The organism is Cedecea colo (assembly GCF_011808225.1).
GTDB classification, from domain to species: domain Bacteria; phylum Pseudomonadota; class Gammaproteobacteria; order Enterobacterales; family Enterobacteriaceae; genus Dryocola; species Dryocola colo.
Window position 1 is genome coordinate 160,017 of record NZ_SOYS01000005.1, and the last position, 15,122, is coordinate 175,138.

Genomic DNA, 15,122 nt, shown 5'->3' on the forward strand with positions numbered 1-15,122 from the left:
GCTGTTTGCCGAGGAAAAGTCATATTTCACCGATCGACAGACCGTGCCTTTGTACTCCTGCGACTTCGCGGTAAACTATTGTCTGATTGAACAATCCTTCAGGACGCGCCATGCATTGCCCATTCTGTTTCGCAGTAGACACCAAAGTGATCGACTCTCGTCTTGTTGGCGAAGGCTCTTCCGTGCGTCGCCGTCGTCAGTGCCTGGTGTGTCATGAGCGCTTTACTACCTTTGAGGTGGCTGAGCTGGTGATGCCGCGCGTGGTGAAAAGCAATGACGTACGCGAACCCTTCAACGAGGACAAGCTGCGTAGCGGTATTCTGAAAGCGCTGGAAAAGCGCCCGGTTAGCTCAGACGATGTAGAAATGGCGGTAAACCACATTAAATCCCAGCTGCGTGGAACCGGCGAGCGCGAAGTGCCGAGCAAAATGATCGGCAACCTGGTTATGGAGCAGCTTAAAAAACTCGACAAAGTAGCCTATATCCGCTTTGCCTCGGTATATCGCAGCTTCGAAGATATTCGCGAATTTGGCGAAGAGATCGCCCGCTTACAGGACTAACCCTGATGTCGCTTGACGAAAAATTCATGGCGCGCGCGCTACAACTGGCGAAGCGTGGTCGTTTTACCACCATGCCAAATCCAAACGTCGGCTGCGTGATTGCCAAAGACGGCGAGATCGTGGGCGAAGGTTTCCATTTTCGCGCGGGTGAGCCACATGCGGAAGTACACGCCTTGCGTATGGCTGGCGAGAAGGCTCGTGGCGCAACGGCCTACGTGACGCTTGAACCTTGCAGCCATCACGGCCGCACGCCGCCTTGCTGTGACGCGCTGATTGTGGCAGGCGTTACGCGCGTGGTTGCTGCAATGCAGGATCCGAATCCGCAGGTTGCCGGACGCGGACTTTATCGCCTGCAACAGGCGGGCGTCGACGTCAGCCACGGGCTGATGATGCACGAAGCGGAAGCCCTCAACCGCGGTTTTCTCAAACGCATGCGTACCGGCTTTCCTTATATACAATTAAAACTGGGCGCATCGCTGGATGGTCGCACAGCTATGGCGAACGGCGAAAGCCAGTGGATTACCTCGCCTGAATCTCGTCGCGATGTGCAGCGTCTGCGCGCGCAAAGCGCAGCTATTCTTAGCAGCAGCGCTACGGTGCTGGCAGACAATCCTTCACTGACCGTGCGCTGGAACGAGCTGAATAGCGCCGCTCAGGCTGTTTATGCCGAAGAGAATTTACGCCAGCCGACGCGCATTATTATCGACAGCCAGAATCGCGTTACGCCCCAGCATAAAATTATCACCCAGCCGGGGGAAACCTGGCTTGCACGCTGCGTGGCGGACGAACAGGCCTGGCCGGAAGGCGTTGAGCAGTTTATCGTTCCGCAGCATAACGGCCATCTCGATTTGGTGGTTATGATGATGCTGCTTGGCAAACGCCAGATAAACGCCGTGTGGGTGGAGGCGGGCGCAACGCTTGGCGGCGCGCTGCTCCAGGCGGGGCTGGTCGATGAACTGATTGTTTACGTTGCCCCTAAGCTTCTTGGCAACGATGCCCGTGGCCTGTGCAACCTGCCGGGGCTTGAAAAACTCGCCGATGCGCCTGAGTTTACGTTCAGTGAAGTTCGCCATGTTGGCCCGGATTTATGCCTGCATTTGACGCCGCGTTATTAGCGCAGTCAAAACGTAAGCAGTCGCCAAAAGATTATGATAAAATCCGCCCCCCCGCGGGGCTAAACAGAACCCGTAAAGGAAGATTATGAACATTATTGAAGCAGCCGTTGCTACTCCGGACGCCCGCGTCGCCATCACCATCGCGCGTTTTAACAACTTCATCAATGACAGCCTGCTGGACGGTGCTATCGACGCCCTGAAGCGTATCGGCCAGGTCAAAGACGAAAATATCACCGTTGTCTGGGTGCCGGGTGCTTATGAGCTGCCGCTGGCCGCAGACGCGCTGGCGAAAACCGGTCGTTACGATGCGGTGATTGCGCTGGGTACGGTTATCCGTGGCGGCACTGCGCACTTTGAATATGTTGCCGGCGGCGCCAGCAACGGTCTGGCAAGCGTTGCCCAGCAAAGCGGTATTCCAGTCGCCTTCGGCGTACTGACCACCGAAAGTATTGAACAAGCCATCGAACGCGCTGGCACAAAAGCCGGTAACAAAGGTGCAGAAGCTGCACTGACCGCGCTTGAAATGATTAATGTATTGAAAGCCATCAAGGCCTGATTTTTTGTAAGGGGAAATCTGTGAAACCTGCTGCTCGTCGCCGTGCCCGTGAGTGTGCCGTTCAGGCGCTTTACTCCTGGCAGTTATCTCGCAACGACATCGCTGATGTCGAATACCAGTTCCTGGCGGAACAGGACGTCAAGGATGTTGACGTTAACTACTTCCGCGAACTGCTGAGCGGGGTGGCTACTAACAGCGCGTATCTGGATGGGCTGATGAAGCCTTACCTGTCACGTCAGCTCGAAGAGTTGGGCCAGGTAGAAAAAGCGGTTCTGCGTATCGCACTGTTTGAACTGTCAAAACGTGATGACGTGCCTTATAAAGTGGCGATTAACGAAGCCATCGACCTGGCGAAAACCTTCGGTGCCGAAGACAGCCACAAGTTTGTCAACGGCGTGCTCGATAAAGCCGCTCCGCAAATCCGTCCCCACAGAAAATAATCTCCATCAGGCCGGTTTATCCGGCCTTCAGATTGATGGCAGACGCCAAAAAAACGTGGTTTTTTGCGTTTGAGGTAAAACAGAAGACATAATCCTTTGTTTTTATTAGTCCATAATTCAGTACTTTTAGAGCAAAGCGCTTTGTCGGCAGTCTATGGCCGGTTTAGCTGGCCTTCGTTTTTTATACATCTTTCAGAGGCATAACGCATGGCATGCGGTGAGTTTTCCCTGATTGCCCGTTATTTTGATCGCGTAAGAAGTACCCGTCGTGATGTTGAAACCGGTATTGGCGACGATTGTGCATTGCTGAGCGTAGCGGAAAAGCAGCTGCTGGCGATAAGCACCGATACGCTTGTCTCGGGTGTTCACTTCCTGCCGGATATCGATCCGCGCGATCTGGGCTACAAAGCATTGGCCGTCAACTTAAGTGATTTGGCCGCAATGGGTGCCGATCCCGCCTGGCTGACGCTGGCCATCACGCTCCCGGAAGTTGATGAACCCTGGCTTGAAGCCTTCAGCGACAGCCTGTTTGAACAGCTTGATTACTACGGTATGCAGTTGATTGGCGGCGATACCACTCGCGGCCCGCTTTCTATGACGCTCGGTATTCACGGGCTGGTACCCGCCGGGCGCGCGCTTAAGCGTAGCGGTGCCCGCGCTGGCGACTGGATTTATGTCACCGGAACGCCGGGCGACAGCGCCGCCGGTCTGGCAATCTTGCAGGATCGTCTGGATGTGGCGGATGCTCAGCAGGCGGATTATCTGCGCAAGCGCCACCTGCGTCCGAAACCGCGTGTGCTGCACGGCCAGGCCCTGCGCGATCGGGCGAGTAGCGCCATCGATCTCTCAGATGGGTTGGTTTCCGATCTCGGTCATATACTGAAAGCCAGCGATTGCGGGGCAAGAATACTGCTCGATTCGCTGCCGTATTCAGAGGCAATGCGCGATAACGTTGACGCTGAGCAGGCTCTGCGCTGGGCGCTTTCCGGCGGCGAAGATTATGAACTTTGCTTTACGGTCCCAGAGCTGAATCGCGGCGCGCTGGATGTCGCTATTGGTAATCTGGGCGTGCCGTTTACCTGCATCGGCCAGGTCGTTCCTGCTTCAGAAGGGCTTCAGTTCTTTGAAGAGGGCAGGCCTGTCACCCTGGACTTAAAAGGATACGACCACTTTGCGTCGCACTAAAGATGTGGCAAAAAGCCGCCTGAACCTGCTCAATCCGTGGCATTTGCTGGCTACCGGTTTCGGCAGCGGGTTAAGCCCGATTGTACCCGGCACCATGGGATCGCTTGCCGCGATCCCGTTCTGGTATCTGATGACCTTCCTGCCGTGGCAGCTTTATTCGCTGGTGGTGATGCTGGGGATCTGCATCGGCGTTTATCTGTGTCATCAAACGGCGCGTGATATGGGCGTTCATGACCACGGCAGCATCGTGTGGGACGAATTCATCGGCATGTGGATAACGCTGATGGCGCTGCCGATTAATGACTGGCGCTGGGTTGCCGCCGGCTTTGTGATTTTCCGCATCCTTGATATGTGGAAGCCATGGCCGATCCGCTGGTTTGACCGCAACGTGCAGGGCGGGATGGGGATCATGATCGATGATATCGTCGCAGGCGTGCTCTCGGCAGGGATAATTTATCTGCTTGGACACCAGTGGCCGATAGGGCTGATTTAAATGACAGGGCGGATAAATCTGCGTCATCCGCCCTGCAAAATCTACCCTGTTATTTAAACCCTACCACCTGGTGCCGTTGATACGGCGTTTCCAGTTCGGCAATTTCCTCCGGTTCCAGCACGAGATCCACCGCGCCTAACAAATCATCCAGTTGCTGTTCGCGTGACGTGCCAATTATCGGGGCGGCAATGCCTGGTTTACTTAGCAGCCACGCCAGCGCAACCTGAGCGCGAGAAACGCCTTTATCCGCGGCAACGTTTGCCAGACGTTCGGCAATTACCGCATCGTTTTCGGCACTCCCTTCGTACAGGGTTTTACCAAATTCATCGGAAACCGAACGCGCCGTGGTATCGCCCCACGGGCGGGTCAGCTTGCCGCGAGCCAGCGGACTCCAGGGGATCACGGCCACGCCTTCCCGGTAGCACAGCGGCAGCATATCGAGTTCTTCTTCGCGATAAATCAGGTTGTAATGATCCTGCATGGTAGCAAAGCGCGCCCAGCCGTTTTGATCCTGGAGCGCCAGCGCCCGGGCAAACTGCTCGCTGTGCATCGACGATGCGCCGATGAAACGTGCTTTGCCTGCTTTAACCACGTCGTTCAGCGCTTCAAGCGTTTCTTCAATCGGCGTGTTGTAGTCCCAGCGGTGGATTTGCAGAAGGTCAACGTAATCAGTGCCCAGGCGTCGCAGGCTGTCGTCTATTGAACGCAGGATCTGCGCCCGGGAAAGGCCTTCGGGCAGGTCGCCAACCTGATGATATACCTTGGTGGCGATAACTATATCTTCACGACGGGCGAAGTCTTTCACAGCGCGGCCGACAATCTCTTCGCTGCTGCCGTCTGAATAGCTGTTGGCGGTATCAAAGAAATTAATGCCGTTATCCAGCGCGTGTTTGATTATCAAACGGCTGCTTTCTTCGGGGAGGGTCCAGGCATGTTTTCCCCGGTCCGGCTCGCCGAAGGTCATGCAGCCGAGACAAAGGTGGGAAACCTTGAGATCGGTTTTTCCTAAGATGTTGTATTGCATGGTTCCACTCCTGCTATGTAGGGTTTCTTCTAAGCATAGCAGGCGTTTCCCCGTCATTCTTCGAGCTACAGCGGTGTTATCTGCACTCGCTCATTCCGAATCACTTACTTAAATAAGCTCAGCGGGGTGAACGAGTTTGCCGCCTGGCCGTAGCTCGAATCATTTAGGGGAAATATAAGGTTATTTAAGCCAGTCGCGAATCTTCGCTTCCATGCCTGCGGCATCAAGCCCGATGGCGGCCCGCGCTTCTTCCTGGGTGCCCTGTGGAATAAAGAAATCGGGCAGGCCCAGATTGAGCACCGGGACGACTTTACGGTGCGCCATCAGCACTTCGTTTACGCCGCTGCCCGCGCCGCCCATGACGGCGTTCTCTTCGATAGTCACCAGGGATTCGTGACTCTCAGCCAGCGCCAGAATCAATGTTTCATCCAGCGGCTTCACAAAGCGCATATCGACAAGCGTGGCGTTCAGGGATTCGGCAACTTTGGCCGCGTCCTCTAACAGGGTGCCGAAGTTAAGCAGAGCAATTTTCTCACCTTCGCGCTTCTTCACGCCTTTGCCGATAGGCAGAGACGCCAGCGGCTGGAGTTCAGCGCCGGTGCCGTTGCCGCGTGGGTAACGAACCGCGCTGGGGCCATCGTTATAGTGATAGCCGGTGTGCAGCATCTGGCGGCATTCGTTCTCGTCGCTCGGGGTCATGATGACCATATCCGGAATGCAGCGCAGGAAGGAGAGGTCGAACGCGCCCTGGTGGGTTTGTCCGTCTGCGCCAACGATGCCTGCCCGATCGATAGCGAACAGCACCGGCAACTTCTGGATAGCCACGTCATGAATGACCTGATCGTAAGCGCGCTGCAGGAACGTGGAGTAGATAGCGACAACCGGCTTATATCCGCCAATAGCAAGGCCTGCGGCGAAGGTCACCGCGTGCTGCTCGGCAATCGCCACGTCGAAATATTGCTGCGGATACTGGCGAGAAAACTCTACCATTCCAGAGCCTTCGCGCATGGCCGGCGTGACCGCCATCAGCTTGTCGTCATGAGCCGCTGTTTCGCACAGCCAGTTACCGAAGATTTTTGAATAGCTCGGCAGGCCGCCTGCGCTTTTCGGCAGAGTGCCGCTTGAAGGATCGAATTTTGGCACCGCATGGAAGCTGATTGGATCTTTTTCCGCAGGCGCGTAGCCACGACCTTTTTTAGTCATGATGTGCAAAAACTGCGGGCCGCTCAGGCTGCGCATGTTCTTCAGCGTATTCACCAGACCCATCACATCGTGGCCGTCTACCGGCCCGATGTAATTAAAACCAAGCTCTTCAAACAGCGTGCCCGGTACGACCATACCTTTGATGTGCTCTTCAGTACGCTTGAGGAGCTCTTTGATTGGCGGCACGCCGGAAAAGACTTTTTTACCGCCTTCGCGCAGGGTGGAATAAAGCTTGCCGGAAAGGATTTGCGCCAGATGGTTATTAAGCGCCCCAACGTTTTCGGAGATCGACATTTCGTTGTCGTTCAATATAACCAGCATGTCCGGACGGATATCCCCGGCGTGGTTCATTGCTTCAAACGCCATACCCGCGGTGATGGCGCCGTCGCCAATAACGCAAACCGTGCGTCTGTCTTTGGCTTCTTTGCCCGCCGCCACCGCGATGCCGATGCCCGCGCTGATTGAGGTCGACGAGTGGCCGACGCTTAACACATCGTATTCGCTTTCTGCACGCCACGGGAACGGATGCAGGCCGTCTTTCTGACGGATGGTGCCAATCTTATCGCGACGACCGGTCAGAATTTTATGCGGGTAGGCCTGATGGCCCACATCCCAAATCAGCCGATCGAAGGGGGTGTTATAGACATAGTGCAGCGCCACGGTCAGTTCTACCGTACCAAGCCCGGAGGCAAAGTGCCCGCTGGAACGACTTACGCTATCAAGCAGGTAACGACGCAGCTCATCGCACAGCTTCGGCAGGTTCTCTTTTGGCAGCAGGCGAAGCTCCTGGGTTGTGTCTACCAGCGCAAGGGTCGGGTATTTGGCAATATCAAAGCTCATCAATTAGAAACTCGTTTTTATCCGTCATCCTTCAAGTTACAGGGGGAAGTCCCTTGCCACCTGGCTGCAACTTAAATGGTGAAGGCTAAATTAATATTATTTATCACGTTGGATGATATAGCTTGCTAACGCTTCCAGCGCCGTTGTATTCAACGACTGGCTCGCAAGTCCTTCCAGCGCACGGAGAGAATCCTGATAGAGATCCCACGCTTTGGCCCTGGCGTTTTCCAGGCCAAGCAGCGCCGGGTAAGTGCTTTTACCCAGTTGTTGATCGGCGCCCTGACGCTTACCCAGCGTCGTGGTGTCGCCAATCACGTCGAGAATATCGTCCTGCACCTGGAACGCCAGGCCGATGCTTTCGGCATAACGATCCAGCAGCGGCAGCGCATTACGTCCTGCCTCACCGGCGCTTAAGGCGCCCAGGCGAACGGCGGCGCGAATCAACGCGCCGGTTTTGTGGCGATGGATCTTCTCAAGTTCTGCGAGCGCGACCTGTTTGCCTTCGGCTGCCAAATCCAGCGCCTGTCCGCCGCACATCCCGGCCACGCCGCTGGCCGTAGCTAATTCTTTTACCATCGCCAGACGGTCGGCGATTTCCACACCGGGCATCGGGGCTTCACTGAGTATAGAGAATGCCAGCGTTTGTAGGGCGTCTCCTGCCAGAATTGCGCTGGCTTCGCCAAATTTGATGTGACAGGTCGGCTGCCCGCGACGTAAATCGTCGTCATCCATCGCCGGCAGATCGTCATGAATCAAAGAGTAGGCGTGGATGCATTCTACTGCCGCAGCCGGAGCATCCAGCGCTTCATCCGCTACGCCGAACATTTCACCGGTAGCGTATACCAGGAAAGGGCGGAGGCGTTTACCTCCTAATAGTGCGCCGTAATGCATCGCCTCAACCAGCGGAGTGTTCTGAAACGGCAGCGGAGCTAAAAAGCGCAGCAGGGCGTCGTTGGCTCGCCCGGCGTGAGCCTGAAGGGATTGATCTAAATCCATTTTTACTCGGCGTCCGGCGTGAAAGTCGTAAGGGGCGCATCTTCGTTTTCGCTCAGCAGGATTTGTACACGCTGTTCTGCCTGCTGCAGTTTCACCTGACCCTGGCGGGCCAGCTGCACTCCGCGTTCAAATTCGTTTAACGCATCTTCCAGCGGCAGCTCACCGCTTTCCAGGCGAGTGACAATCTGTTCAAGCTCCACAAGCGCGGTTTCAAAGCTGACGGGGACTTCGGTTTTTTTTGGCATAGTGAATGTCTGACTCTAATAATTGTGCGACGTCGCCATGGTAGCGGACTCAATTGTGTAACGCCATGGCAAGCTGATAGTGATATACTTTCGCGCCTCGGATGCAAGGGCGCTCACGCCTTTGCAGTTCTTTAAGTCTTTCAGCCCGCATGACTCAACGCATGCCTGGCTCACCAACAAATCATGAGCGCCATGAAGTTTATCATTAAATTGTTCCCGGAAATCACCATCAAGAGTCAATCTGTGCGCATACGCTTTATTAAAATGCTCACCGGGAACATCCGTAACGTTTTAAAACACTACGATGAAGATCTGGCCGTTGTTCGCCACTGGGACAATATCGAAGTCCGCGCCAAAGACGAAAACCAGCGTGTCGCCATTCGCGAAGCCCTGACCCGCATTCCCGGCATCCATCATATTCTTGAAGTCGAAGATGTGCCGTACACCGATATGCACAATATCTTCGAACAGGCGCTGGAGCTTTATCGTGACCAGCTGGAAGGCAAAACCTTCTGTGTGCGCGTTAAACGTCGTGGTAAGCATGAGTTTAGCTCCATTGAAGTGGAACGCTATGTTGGCGGCGGTTTAAACCAGCATATCGAATCTGCGCGCGTGAAGCTGACTCACCCGGAAGTGACGGTTAATCTGGAAATAGAAAACGATCGTCTGCTGCTGGTGAAAGGGCGTTATGAAGGTATCGGCGGTTTCCCTATTGGCACGCAGGAAGATGTGCTGTCGCTGATTTCCGGCGGCTTCGACTCCGGCGTTTCCAGCTATATGCTGATGCGTCGCGGCTGCCGCGTGCATTACTGCTTCTTTAACCTGGGCGGCGCGGCACATGAAATTGGCGTGAAGCAGGTGGCCCACTATCTGTGGAACCGCTTCGGCAGCTCCCACCGCGTGCGTTTCGTGGCTATCAACTTCGAGCCGGTGGTTGGCGAAATCCTTGAGAAAGTAGAAGACGGCCAGATGGGCGTGGTGCTTAAGCGCATGTTTGTCCGCGCGGCATCAAAAGTTGCTGAGCGTTACGGCGTGCAGGCGCTGGTGACCGGTGAAGCGCTGGGCCAGGTTTCCAGCCAGACGCTGACTAACCTGCGTCTTATCGACAACGTCTCCGATACGCTGATTCTGCGCCCGCTTATTTCTCACGATAAAGAGCACATTATCGACCTGGCTCGTGAAATCGGCACCGCTGATTTTGCTCGTACCATGCCGGAATACTGCGGTGTGATCTCAAAAAGCCCAACCGTGAAGGCGGTGAAGGCGAAGATTGAGGCGGAAGAAGCCAACTTCGATTTCTCTATCCTGGATAAGGTTGTCGAAGAAGCGACGAATATCGATATCCGCGATATCGCAACCCAGAGCAAAGAAGTGGTTACCGAGGTTGAAACGGTAGGCGAGTTTGGCCCGAACGACGTGCTGCTGGATATCCGCTCTATCGATGAGCAGGACGAGAAGCCGTTTAAGCCCGCAGGCGTGAAGGTTGCCTCGCTGCCGTTCTACAAGTTAAGCACTAAGTTTGGCGATTTAGACCAGAGCAAAACCTATCTGCTGTGGTGCGAGCGTGGCGTAATGAGCCGCCTGCAGGCGCTGTATCTGCGCGAGCAGGGCTTTAACAACGTGAAGGTTTACCGCGCTTAGTCTTTAACCCTCGCCCCGGCCTTCTCCCTAACTCCCTAAAAGGAAGAGGGAGAAAACCATGGCTCGAACGGTGCCCTCGCCCCTTTGGGGTGAGGGCATTAATAATCCCGATAGCTATAAATCCCGGCGGCCATCACCAGTTGCTGCGACACCTCATGGGCTTTCTCGCGGCCTACCAGTAAATCGATAATCTTCAGACCAAAATCTATCGCTGTGCCCGGACCCTGGCTGGTCAGCAAGTTAACTCTTGGGTCCCAGACCACGCGTTTGTCCTGCCATTGCTCTTCCGGAATGGTCTCTTTCAGGCCCGGATAACCGGTCATATTGCCGATGGGGAAAATCTCATGTGGAACAAGAACGGTGCCTGCTGCGGCGCAGATGGTTGCCACAATGCGCCCGGAGAGATGAAACTGGCGCACGGTTTCTACCAGCAGCGGGCTGTCGCGGAAGCATTCCGCCCCTTTTAATCCGCCGGGTAATACGATGACGTCGAAATCTCCGTCGGCCACTTCTACCAGCGGCGCATCGGCGACCAGTTTTACGCCGCGTGAGCAGATAATGGTGAGATCGCCACTGCTTGCGACGCTTGCCGTCGTGACCTTAATGCCGCCGCGTACCAGTAAATCAATGGTGGTAACGGCCTCCATTTCCTCACTCCCAGGCGCCAGACAGACCAGAGCTCGAACGCTCATATTCATTCTCCTTACGCTTAATCAGCTCATACAGACGGCTATTGACCGGCACGGCCAGGCCATGAGCCCGCGCGCGCCGCAGTAAATAGCCGGTGATATAGTCAATTTCGGTGTGACGCTGCACGCGCACATCCTGCAACATGGACGAAATGTTCGCCGCAGTGCTGTCGATAACCTGCTCCACATAACAGAGCAGGCTCTCAGACGAGGTATGGTGACCATCGCGCTCCATCACCAGCGCTACTTCGTTGCAAATGTTCACCACCTCGCCATGATGATTTTTTAACTCGCCGTTAGGGCAGTTGTAGAGCGCGGTAAGCGGGTTGATTACGCAGTTCACCGCCAGCTTATTCCAGCTCGCCGGGATGATGTTATCGTGCCAGGCCACATCCGGAAGGGCATGATGCAGCGTGTCCGCCAGGCGGCTGAAATCGCTGCCTGCGGCATTGCCAGGGCCTATATGCGTGGTGCCGCAGGCGACGTGAATGATAACGTTGCCGTCGCGCTTTGCGGCATGCGTGGTTACGCCCAGCAAAATAGGCTGACGAAGCATCTTCATTTCTTCCAGCGTGCCCATGCCATTGTGCAGCAGCAGGATGACGCTGGCCGCCGGCAACGTCGCAGCCAGCGTTTTGACGGCCCCGGAAACCTGCCAGGCCTTAAGCGTCACCAACAGCAGATCGCTGCTGGCGAGAAAATCGGGATCGTTGGCCGTCAGCGTTTGATTAAAGATGCTGCCGTCCACCTCGACCAGATTTACGGAACAGAAAGGCTGCGGAACTCGTAGCCAGCCCTGGACCTCATGTCCTTGTTTATAAAGCGATGCCAGCCAGAGCTGGCCTAAAGCACCGCAACCCAGGACGGTGATTTTCATTTTTCCTCCCCATCCACAAACTGCGTAGATGTTTTGCGTAAACTATATTATATCGGGTTCTCTCCTGCTTTAACGGGTTGTTTTGCGCGGCCCAGCGGGTATGATGCAACGCAACAAAAAAGAGAGGGAGAAGAAAACATGCCATCTTTTGACATCGTGTCTGAAATCGATATTCAGGAAGTACGTAATGCTATTGAAAACGCGGAGCGCGAGGTCGCTACTCGTTTTGACTTCCGTAACGTGCCGGCAACCTTTGAACTGAATGAAAAAAATCAGTCCATTAAAGTTGCCAGCGAGTCCGATTTCCAGGTCAACCAGCTATTGGATATTCTTCGTGCCAAACTGCTCAAGCGGGGTATTGAAGGCGCTTCAATCGATGTGCCGGATGAATTCGCGCACAGCGGGAAGACCTGGAGCGTGGAGGCTAAGCTCAAGCAGGGCATTGAATCTGCGATTGCCAAAAAAATTGTGAAGCTGATTAAAGACAGCAAGATCAAGGTACAGGTGCAGATTCAGGGTGAAGAGCTGCGCGTAACGGGCAAATCCCGTGACGACTTACAGGGCGCAATGGCGCTGGTACATGGCGGGGATTTGGGACAGCCGTTCCAGTTCAAAAACTTCCGCGACTGATCTTCGGTGGATGGCGCTAACAAGCGCTTATCCACCCTGCGTGATGAATATAGGGTGGATAAGTGCAGCGCCACCCATCGTTATAGCGCTCCTTTCAGAACCTGCTCTACTTCAAAGCGGTTCGTCACTTTGCTGTCGATTTTCACGTAGGCGCTGCGCTCCTGCGCAATGATATTCGCTTCGCTCACGCCCGGCTGCGCCAGCAGTCTTGCCTTCAGCTCTTCGTCATTTGCCGTATTTTCCGGCAGTTCAATACGCAGGCTGGTGACATAGGGTGGTTCTTTCATCGTTGAACTCACCAGCAGCCAGAGCATTGCCAGCAGGGCGCCCGCCAGAAATACGGTTTGCGAATCAAACATTCCGTCCAGCCAGCCGCCTAATGAACCGCCAATCGCCACGCCGATAAACTGGCTGGTGGAATAAATCCCCATCGCTGTGCCTTTATAGCCTGCCGGAGATTCCTTGCTGATAAGCGAAGGCAGGATGGCCTCCATGAGATTAAAAGCGAGGAAGAAGAGTTGCACGCCAACTACCAGCTCCCAGAAGTGCGGGCCGGAGCCCCAGAGCACAATCTCCGCAATTAACAACAGCGCCACGCAGCCGATAAACACCCGTTTCATACGCCGCTTAACTTCGGCATAAATGATAAAGGGCACGACGGACGCAAAGGCGATAAGCATCGTACAGAGATAAATTTTCCAGTGCTGCGCGGCAGGGAAGCCCGCTTGTTCAAGCTGGCCGGGCAGGGCGACAAAGGTGGACATCAACATGATGTGCAGGCACATGATGCCGAAGTTTAATTTTAGCAGCTTCGGTTCAGCGAGGACCTTGCTAAAGCAGCCTTTTACCATCCCGGATTCGCGGTTCAGGACATGGTTTTCGGTATTTGGCACCACCCAAAGGGTGATTAAAATGCCGCTGGTCGCCAGAATCGCAATCATCCAGAACAGAGCGTTCAGGCCGAGAGAGTGGGTAATAATCGGGCCAAGCACCATAGCGATGGCAAAGGTAACGCCGAAGCTGACGCCGATAAACGCCATTGCTTTGGTGCGGTTTTGCTCGCGGGTGAGATCGGAAAGCAGCGCCATTACGGCGGCGGCAATGGCACCGGAACCTTGCAGCGCGCGGCCAAGGATCACGCCCCAGATGGAATCCGAAAGGGCGGCCAGCACGCTACCGAGCACAAAAATAAGTAATCCGCCAACGATCAGCGGCTTGCGGCCGATACGGTCAGACAGCAAGCCAAAGGGAATCTGAAAGATGGCCTGCGCCAGGCCATAAATACCGATTGCAAAACCAATCAGCGCTTCGCTCGCGCCCTGCAGCGCCATTCCATAAGTGGTAAGAACCGGTAGCACCATAAACATGCCGAGCATGCGTAGTGAAAACACCGTGCCTAAACCCCACGTCGCACGTAGCTCGACGGGCGTCATTTTGTAATCGTTCATTTCCACCTCAGATGAAAAACCGGACATAGTGTAGTGCGTAGGCGGGGGAGGGTAAACGATTGGTTGTTTAATAAATATTACAGGAGGGAATTATTAACGATAATAACGAAAAAAGGCGCTAATACGCCCTTAAGTTCTGGAAAAACCCGCTGAATCTTAACGTAATAATAGTGGAATCCACAGAAGAAAAGGGTCACACCTTCTGTTTCATATCAAACCGCCAAAAAACGCTTTCAGCTGTTTGACAGCAATAAAAAAGGGCGCCGAAGCGCCCTTTATGCGGTTCATAACTTACCAGACGTAAGTCAGCAGATTGTGAGAATCTGGCACCATAAAGTCGACGGACATCATCACGGAGAGAGAGGTAATGGCGACGATTGAAAAGACGAACAGTTTGCGCGCCCAGACCTTATCGTCTTCCACTTTATAACCCCGCAGCGCCATACCCAACCACCAGACGCTCACCGCCGCAGCGACCACCAGATATTTATATCCGGCATAACCGCCTAACGTGAGCATCAGCGTGGCGACAGCAAAGGCGATGATATACAGCGTGATATGGTTTTTCGCGACCGAGATCCCTTTCACCACCGGCAGTACCGGAATGTTGGCAGCCTGGTAATCTTTAAAGCGGAAGATGGCAATCGCATAGGAGTGCGGCATCTGCCACAGACTAAAGATAGCCAGCAGGATCAGGGCGCCGGTGTCGAACTCGTTCGTCACGGCACAATAGCCAATGACCGGAGGAGCCGCACCAGAAAGGCTGCCAATCAGCGTGCCGTAAACGGATTTACGCTTCATGTACAGGCTGTATACGCCGACATACACCACGAAGCCCATCACGCCAAGCCACATAGCCAGCGGATTCGCGCCAAACCACAGCAGCATGAAACCAGCAATACCCAACAAGGTGGCGTATACCAGCGAGGTTTTCGGCGAAATCAGGCCTTTAACCAGCACCCGATTCCTGGTTCTCTCCATCTTACGGTCGATATCGCGGTCGATAAAGTTGTTATAAACACAACCAGATGCCACCACCAGCGACACCCCCACGAGGGTGAAGAGAAACAGGGGATAATCAATACTGCCCTTCGAGGCCAGTAAAAATCCCCCAATGACAGAAATTAAATTACCGAAAATAATTCCTGGTTTCGTTACTTGCAGGTATTGCTTAATCATA

The 15,122-nt window shown here is 54.6% G+C and carries 16 protein-coding genes; 8 read left to right on the forward strand and 8 right to left on the reverse strand.

Features of this window, described 5'->3' with window-relative positions; translation table 11 throughout:
- Positions 1 to 110: 110 nt before the first annotated feature.
- From nrdR to pgpA, 6 genes are all read left to right on the forward strand, one after another.
- Positions 111 to 560, forward strand: coding sequence for a transcriptional regulator NrdR (gene nrdR, locus E2L00_RS12775; protein WP_064516598.1), 450 nt, complete (start codon positions 111 to 113; stop codon positions 558 to 560).
- 5 nt (positions 561 to 565) lie between these two features.
- Positions 566 to 1,675 (forward strand): bifunctional diaminohydroxyphosphoribosylaminopyrimidine deaminase/5-amino-6-(5-phosphoribosylamino)uracil reductase RibD, encoded by a 1,110-nt coding sequence (gene ribD, locus E2L00_RS12780; protein WP_167612078.1) that lies wholly within the window; start codon positions 566 to 568, stop codon positions 1,673 to 1,675.
- A gap of 85 nt (positions 1,676 to 1,760) precedes the next feature.
- Positions 1,761 to 2,231 (forward strand): 6,7-dimethyl-8-ribityllumazine synthase, encoded by a 471-nt coding sequence (gene ribH, locus E2L00_RS12785; protein ID WP_167612081.1) that lies wholly within the window; start codon positions 1,761 to 1,763, stop codon positions 2,229 to 2,231.
- Between the two features lie 20 nt (positions 2,232 to 2,251).
- Positions 2,252 to 2,671 carry a transcription antitermination factor NusB gene (gene nusB / locus E2L00_RS12790; protein WP_167612083.1) on the forward strand — a complete coding sequence of 140 codons (420 nt, stop codon included), beginning with the start codon at positions 2,252 to 2,254 and terminating at the stop codon, positions 2,669 to 2,671.
- 207 nt (positions 2,672 to 2,878) lie between these two features.
- Positions 2,879 to 3,856 (forward strand): thiamine-phosphate kinase, encoded by a 978-nt coding sequence (gene thiL, locus E2L00_RS12795; RefSeq protein ID WP_167612086.1) that lies wholly within the window; start codon positions 2,879 to 2,881, stop codon positions 3,854 to 3,856.
- Complete coding sequence (gene pgpA, locus E2L00_RS12800) at positions 3,843 to 4,349, forward strand: phosphatidylglycerophosphatase A (protein WP_167612089.1); 507 nt, start codon at positions 3,843 to 3,845, stop codon at positions 4,347 to 4,349. The genes thiL and pgpA overlap by 14 nt, the downstream gene beginning before the upstream one ends.
- A gap of 49 nt (positions 4,350 to 4,398) precedes the next feature.
- On the opposite strand, the gene E2L00_RS12805 is transcribed toward pgpA, so the two are convergent.
- From E2L00_RS12805 to xseB, 4 genes are all read right to left on the reverse strand, one after another.
- Positions 4,399 to 5,373 carry an aldo/keto reductase gene (locus E2L00_RS12805; protein ID WP_167612093.1) on the reverse strand — a complete coding sequence of 325 codons (975 nt, stop codon included), beginning with the start codon at positions 5,371 to 5,373 and terminating at the stop codon, positions 4,399 to 4,401.
- 180 nt (positions 5,374 to 5,553) lie between these two features.
- Entirely contained in the window at positions 5,554 to 7,416 is a 1,863-nt protein-coding gene (gene dxs / locus E2L00_RS12810; RefSeq protein ID WP_167612096.1) for a 1-deoxy-D-xylulose-5-phosphate synthase, read from the reverse strand.
- A gap of 96 nt (positions 7,417 to 7,512) precedes the next feature.
- Positions 7,513 to 8,412 (reverse strand): (2E,6E)-farnesyl diphosphate synthase, encoded by a 900-nt coding sequence (gene ispA, locus E2L00_RS12815; protein WP_167612099.1) that lies wholly within the window; start codon positions 8,410 to 8,412, stop codon positions 7,513 to 7,515.
- Positions 8,413 to 8,414: 2 nt separating this feature from the next.
- On the reverse strand, positions 8,415 to 8,657 hold the full coding sequence (gene xseB / locus E2L00_RS12820) for an exodeoxyribonuclease VII small subunit (RefSeq protein WP_167612102.1): 243 nt from the start codon (positions 8,655 to 8,657) through the stop codon (positions 8,415 to 8,417).
- A gap of 192 nt (positions 8,658 to 8,849) precedes the next feature.
- Here xseB and thiI point away from each other — a divergent pair, with 192 nt between their 5' ends.
- Positions 8,850 to 10,298, forward strand: coding sequence for a tRNA uracil 4-sulfurtransferase ThiI (gene thiI / locus E2L00_RS12825; RefSeq protein WP_167612105.1), 1,449 nt, complete (start codon positions 8,850 to 8,852; stop codon positions 10,296 to 10,298).
- 98 nt (positions 10,299 to 10,396) lie between these two features.
- On the opposite strand, the gene yajL is transcribed toward thiI, so the two are convergent.
- Positions 10,397 to 10,990, reverse strand: coding sequence for a protein deglycase YajL (gene yajL / locus E2L00_RS12830; RefSeq protein ID WP_167612108.1), 594 nt, complete (start codon positions 10,988 to 10,990; stop codon positions 10,397 to 10,399).
- Positions 10,950 to 11,864, reverse strand: a complete 915-nt coding sequence (gene panE, locus E2L00_RS12835) for a 2-dehydropantoate 2-reductase (protein ID WP_167612111.1) — start codon at positions 11,862 to 11,864, stop codon at positions 10,950 to 10,952. Before panE ends, yajL begins: the two co-directional genes overlap by 41 nt.
- A gap of 138 nt (positions 11,865 to 12,002) precedes the next feature.
- Between panE and E2L00_RS12840 the strand changes: the two genes are divergently transcribed.
- On the forward strand, positions 12,003 to 12,494 hold the full coding sequence (locus tag E2L00_RS12840) for a YajQ family cyclic di-GMP-binding protein (RefSeq protein ID WP_167612114.1): 492 nt from the start codon (positions 12,003 to 12,005) through the stop codon (positions 12,492 to 12,494).
- 80 nt (positions 12,495 to 12,574) lie between these two features.
- On the opposite strand, the gene E2L00_RS12845 is transcribed toward E2L00_RS12840, so the two are convergent.
- Both E2L00_RS12845 and cyoE read right to left on the reverse strand, forming a co-directional pair.
- Positions 12,575 to 13,942 (reverse strand): MFS transporter, encoded by a 1,368-nt coding sequence (locus E2L00_RS12845; protein WP_167612117.1) that lies wholly within the window; start codon positions 13,940 to 13,942, stop codon positions 12,575 to 12,577.
- A gap of 291 nt (positions 13,943 to 14,233) precedes the next feature.
- Positions 14,234 to 15,121 carry a heme o synthase gene (gene cyoE, locus E2L00_RS12850; RefSeq protein WP_167612120.1) on the reverse strand — a complete coding sequence of 296 codons (888 nt, stop codon included), beginning with the start codon at positions 15,119 to 15,121 and terminating at the stop codon, positions 14,234 to 14,236.
- Position 15,122 lies beyond the last annotated feature (1 nt).